This window comes from Acinetobacter sp. UBA2063 (assembly GCF_002333245.1).
Taxonomy (GTDB): Bacteria; Pseudomonadota; Gammaproteobacteria; order Pseudomonadales; family Moraxellaceae; genus Acinetobacter; species Acinetobacter parvus.
The window spans coordinates 1-4,740 of record NZ_DDAH01000193.1; the positions used below are offsets into that span (position 1 = coordinate 1).

The following is a 4,740-nucleotide window of genomic DNA, read 5'->3' on the forward strand; positions in this document are numbered from 1 at the left end:
GTTACCGAGCTTTCCAGCAAACACCATCTCTATTAACATATCATTGCAAAAAAAAGGAAATTGCGGAGAAATAATGGATTTTGGAGACTTAAGGGAAATAATTTTAATGTTCATTCCCATTAGAAATTAAGCTGGGCTAATCAATTTAATTTGCTGTGCAATCAAACACTTCCCAATTTTGAATTGACACATCCTCCACTTAAACCGATATTAGCACGCTTGTTACTCTCTCCCACTGCATTAGAACCATATGAAAGCCAGCTTAAAAAATTTTAAGATTTTGCTGCTTATTGTGCTGCCTGCATTAATCACGGGTGGCCTGTTGAGTTTTGCTGGAAATTTAACCGATGGTTTACGACTGGGCTTCCTATCCTTGCTTGGTGTTGTTTTCACGTATCTTGCGATTACGCGTCATAAAAATTACTGGTATATCCTGTCTATCCTCTGGTGGCTGGTTTCCTGGCTAGACGCCTTGCTACGCTCAAGTACATGGTTTTTATTCAACAGTGATAATGAAGCCTATTTTATTATCGAGGCAGTTGCCAACACCAACAAACATGAAATTCTGGAGTTTTTCCAGCTTCATCTCGCCTTGCTGGCTGCTGTACTGTTCAGTCTTGTGGTGTTGCTTGGCATTTATAGCTATGCTGTTTTTAAATTAGTTAAACCTGTACATTTTAGCCAGCTCTGGAATAGTCGCATCTATCGGATTTGCATCATTTTTCTGATGCTGTTAACTGTAACCAGTTATTTAATGAAGCCCTCGCGCAAAGTTCATCCTGTGGTATTTTGGCAAGACCATCATGCCAAAATCCAGAACTTTAAAAACAGGATCAAGCAACATAAAGCTGTACATCAGCAATGGGATCTCAGCGCAAAACAAAATCTGGTCTTAACTGATCAGGCAAAGGGCAAACAAACCCATGTGCTGGTACTTTCAGAAAGTATCACCAGCCTAAATTATGGTGTATGTGGGTATCCAAGAGATACCACACCAGAACTCAGTAAACGACTGGATCAGCTTAAGGTTTTTTGCAACGCCTTTTCACCTGTTCCTTCCACCATCAATGCCTTACGGGTTTTATTGACGAAAAGTCCCGCATCGGAACATGATAAATATTCCCCTGAAAGTGTGTTGGCCTATGCCCGAGCGGCAGGCTATAAAATTTACTGGATCAGCAATCAGGACGATGTTTATCTCTCCTCCCTTTTTGGTTCCTATACAGATAAAGCCATTTATAAAAACAGGCGTTCAGGGCGTAGCAGCAGTTCTCTTGATGAAAACCTGTTCCCTGATTATCAGCAGGCACTGGCTGATCCTGAACCGAAAAAATTGATTATCCTGCATTTGATTGGTGCCCACCCCAACTATCAGGAACGTTACCCAGCAGTCTTTAACCGCTTTACCAGCGCCAGTAATGATGCGGTGGAAAATGACCTTAAAAACAGGGATATTGACCCGTGGATTCGTTCGCTACGCAACGATTATGACAACGCCGTGTTATATGAAGATTCCTTATTGGCCAAATTTCTGGATGAGTTACAGGCCGATCATGTGCCAGACTTCAGGTCATTCATGGTGGTATCGGATCATGGCAATGAAGTTGGGCATGAAATCGACTATGCAGGCCACAGCCCAAATACCAAGGCAGGTTATCAGGTTCCCGTGATCATGTGGTATGACCATATCCCCTCAACTGGGGTGGATAAAACCAGGACACTGAACACGGCAGAACTGGATAATAACCTGATGCATATCATGGGACTTAAGGAAAAGTCAGCACCCAAACGGACGTACTGGCTGGATGACAATTATCAGTTTAGCCCTGAAGAAAATTGGCCTTATTGGAAACATAAGTCATAACACACTGAATATCCAGTTTGACCATAGGGTAAAACTGGATTTTTTTATAGTGATCCTACCAATTGCTTGCGTTTAACCTGTTGCCATTGCCACCAGTAACACAAAGGCAGCATATAAACCTGCGGTCAGGAACAGTTCCTTGTAGATAAACATACCCACATAGACAATATCCACAAACACCCACAACACCCAAGTCGCAATATGCTTACGGCTGGTCCAGTAGGTTGCCAGCAGGCTAACTGGATGACATCATTATGGAAAGATTCTCATGTTAAGCAATCACAAATTCTTTACGGACCACGCAGGTACAACCGACTGTCGTCCCTGCCCACCCTCGGCTTGCTACAGTCGGTCAATTCGATGCTGATCACGATCCTTACACCTGTATTGGCCACCTTTTGGGGTGTATTTTTTAACCATGAATCTCTTAGCTCACACTTGATTATAGGTTTAATTTTTTTATGCCTAGGCCTGTCTCTATATGCCTATCGCAACAAAGCCCGTGTGTTGTAACGATTAAAACTGATAGGTCAGCCAAAATGATCTATCAGTGGATGGTATCCATTGATGAGCCACGTTAAACTATAGCCACTCACATTGTGAACTCCCAAAGATTTGCTCAAGGATGAAAAAAATCGATGCGTACCTACCTTTTATGGCTATGGTTTGGCTTAGTTCTGGCATTACAAGGTTGTATGCATGCCGCTGTTCAACCTATCCCTACTCAAGTCAAGGCCAGTGAATTAAAACAGCGTTATTATCAGGCAAAAACCATCGCTCCTGATGGCACGGTACTGGCGTTTACTGTTTATCAGCCACATTTAAAGATCGGCCAAACTGCGCCTTTGTTATTGCATACGCATGGTTTTGGCTTGTCCCGTATGAAACGCCCTAGCCTGAGCCTGTATGGTTTTCTGCTACCGACTGGACAAGTGGCAAAAAAAGCCTGGCAAAATGGTTATTGGGTGATTAGTTATGACCAGCGTGGGCATGGCAATAGTCAGGGTAAAATTCGCCTTGCCGATCCTGAAAAGGAAGCTCAGGACGTGATCAGCATTATGAACTGGGCTGAACAGAATCTTCCTCAATTGGCAAAAAATCAGAACGGTGTCCGTGCAGGTATGATTGGTGAGTCCTATGCGGGTGGCATACAGTATTTGGTTTCCGCTTTAGATCCCCGTCTACAGGCGATTGTACCGATCACAACATGGTATGACATTATGAATAGCCTTGCCCCAAATGGCATTCCCAAAACTAACTGGATTACATTCCTGAACCTGATTGGTGACTGGTGGAACTGGAACAAGTTTCATCCTGAACTCAAGCAGGCCTATGTCGATACCCAGCAAGGTCAATTAAAGGATTCTACCTATAACTTCCTTAAAACCCATCAGGCCAGCTGGTTTTGTGAACATGCCCAGGCACCAAAAGCAGATGCCCTGATTATTCAGGGATTTCGGGATGTATTGTTTCCATTTAATGAGGGAGTCAAAGCTGCACAATGTATTCAGCATGCCCAGCATGAGGTACATTTAATCGGTGTTCAAGGTGGTCATTTACAGCCTTTTGCCCAACATTCACCATTGGGCAACACACCATTTTGGTATATTGGCAAGTCAGTCAGTTGTGGCAATAAACAACACTATAATTTACAAGATACGATTATGGCGTGGTTTAACCAGAAGCTTAAAGATCAGACACCCATAACATTGCCTGAATTATGTATTGATCATAGCCCTGTAAATCATCTGAGTGATTTAACGCCTAGCACACACTACAGCATTGCCAAAACGTGGATTGCAGCAACACCAAAACAGGCGGTGTTTATTCCCATTCATAGCGCAACCCAAACCACTTATATGACGGGTTCACCACAGTTGACACTCAACATTGAGTCAAAGTCTGGGCAAATCGCCCCAACCCTGTTTATTTCCGTTGCAGTAAAATCAGCCAGGACGGGCAAATACCAGATTCTAAATGAACAGACTACACCCTTGAATCCAGCAAAAAAACGTCTTTATGATCAGGTGACGCTAGGCGCATCACAACAAGCTGGAGAAAGCCAAAGCATTGAGCTTCCTAGTGTCAATGCCAAATTAAACCCCGATGATACTTTGGGTTTACTCATCAATAGTGAAAGTATCTATTATCAAAAAATCAGACAGCCTAAAATTGAGGCAGAGATTTCAGGGCAAATTATTTTACCCAAACTTTGGAGTGAAACAGCGCAATAATCACTTTTTAAAGAGAAACTTTAGCTCGGGAGTGTAGCTTACCACTCCCGATTGGCAATCAACTCTTCCATTTCAATCTCCAAATATCCCGCCTCCTGCACAATCATCATCATGGCTTCAGCAATATAATCGGCAGCCGTATCATCCAGGCTTGAATCCAGATCATCAAACTGCGGTTTCATTTCGTTAATTTCAATCAGGGTTTGATGGGCGAAACGATAAATATCCGACTCAGATACGCCTGAACCAGCTACTTTTTTTGAGAACTGCTGAATATGCTGTTTGACTTCGGCCACCAGAATATCGGGATAATATTCATCATCAAACATGGGGAGGAGTAAATCTTCAAACATACACAATAAGATGTCAATAAAACGCCATGCTTATAGCATAATCTGCTGCAAATCACGAGATTTAGGCAATAAAAAAGCGGTTTTTCCGACCGCTTTTCATCAATTTAATCTCTAGTCCTTTTTAGCACTGAGATTTTTTGCGATTTTTGCCAATTCAACAAATTCCTCTCGCATTAAATAAGGATCGGGTTTGGCTGACTGCTGCGCCAGTTGAATAATCTGATCCCAGCCCATTGCACCATTATATTCTCCACCTTTTAACTGCTGGGCATAGGAAGCCACCGCAACC

General features: G+C 42.8%; 4 protein-coding genes and 2 pseudogenes. 3 read left to right on the forward strand and 3 right to left on the reverse strand.

Going from position 1 to position 4,740, the window contains the following annotated elements:
- Positions 1-250: 250 nt before the first annotated feature.
- Positions 251-1,864: a phosphoethanolamine transferase gene (locus B4H32_RS09330; protein ID WP_004682754.1), complete on the forward strand. Its 1,614-nt coding sequence runs from the start codon at positions 251-253 to the stop codon at positions 1,862-1,864.
- Positions 1,865-1,908: 44 nt separating this feature from the next.
- Here the strand turns inward: B4H32_RS09330 and B4H32_RS09335 are convergent.
- Positions 1,909-2,101: pseudogene (locus B4H32_RS09335) on the reverse strand (nicotinamide mononucleotide transporter); the annotation flags it as partial.
- Positions 2,102-2,221: 120 nt separating this feature from the next.
- On the opposite strand from B4H32_RS09335, the pseudogene B4H32_RS09340 reads away from it, so the two are divergent.
- Together B4H32_RS09340 and B4H32_RS09345 are read left to right on the forward strand one after the other, a co-directional pair.
- Positions 2,222-2,377: pseudogene (locus B4H32_RS09340) on the forward strand (EamA/RhaT family transporter); the annotation flags it as partial.
- A 125-nt stretch (positions 2,378-2,502) separates the two neighbouring features.
- Positions 2,503-4,098 (forward strand): CocE/NonD family hydrolase, encoded by a 1,596-nt coding sequence (locus tag B4H32_RS09345; RefSeq protein ID WP_286802425.1) that lies wholly within the window; start codon positions 2,503-2,505, stop codon positions 4,096-4,098.
- A 38-nt stretch (positions 4,099-4,136) separates the two neighbouring features.
- On the opposite strand, the gene B4H32_RS09350 is transcribed toward B4H32_RS09345, so the two are convergent.
- On the reverse strand, positions 4,137-4,451 hold the full coding sequence (locus B4H32_RS09350) for a DUF5713 family protein (protein WP_004676667.1): 315 nt from the start codon (positions 4,449-4,451) through the stop codon (positions 4,137-4,139).
- A 111-nt stretch (positions 4,452-4,562) separates the two neighbouring features.
- A partial coding sequence (locus tag B4H32_RS09355) for a YfbK domain-containing protein (protein ID WP_286802427.1) occupies positions 4,563-4,740 on the reverse strand: 178 nt, incomplete at its 5' end.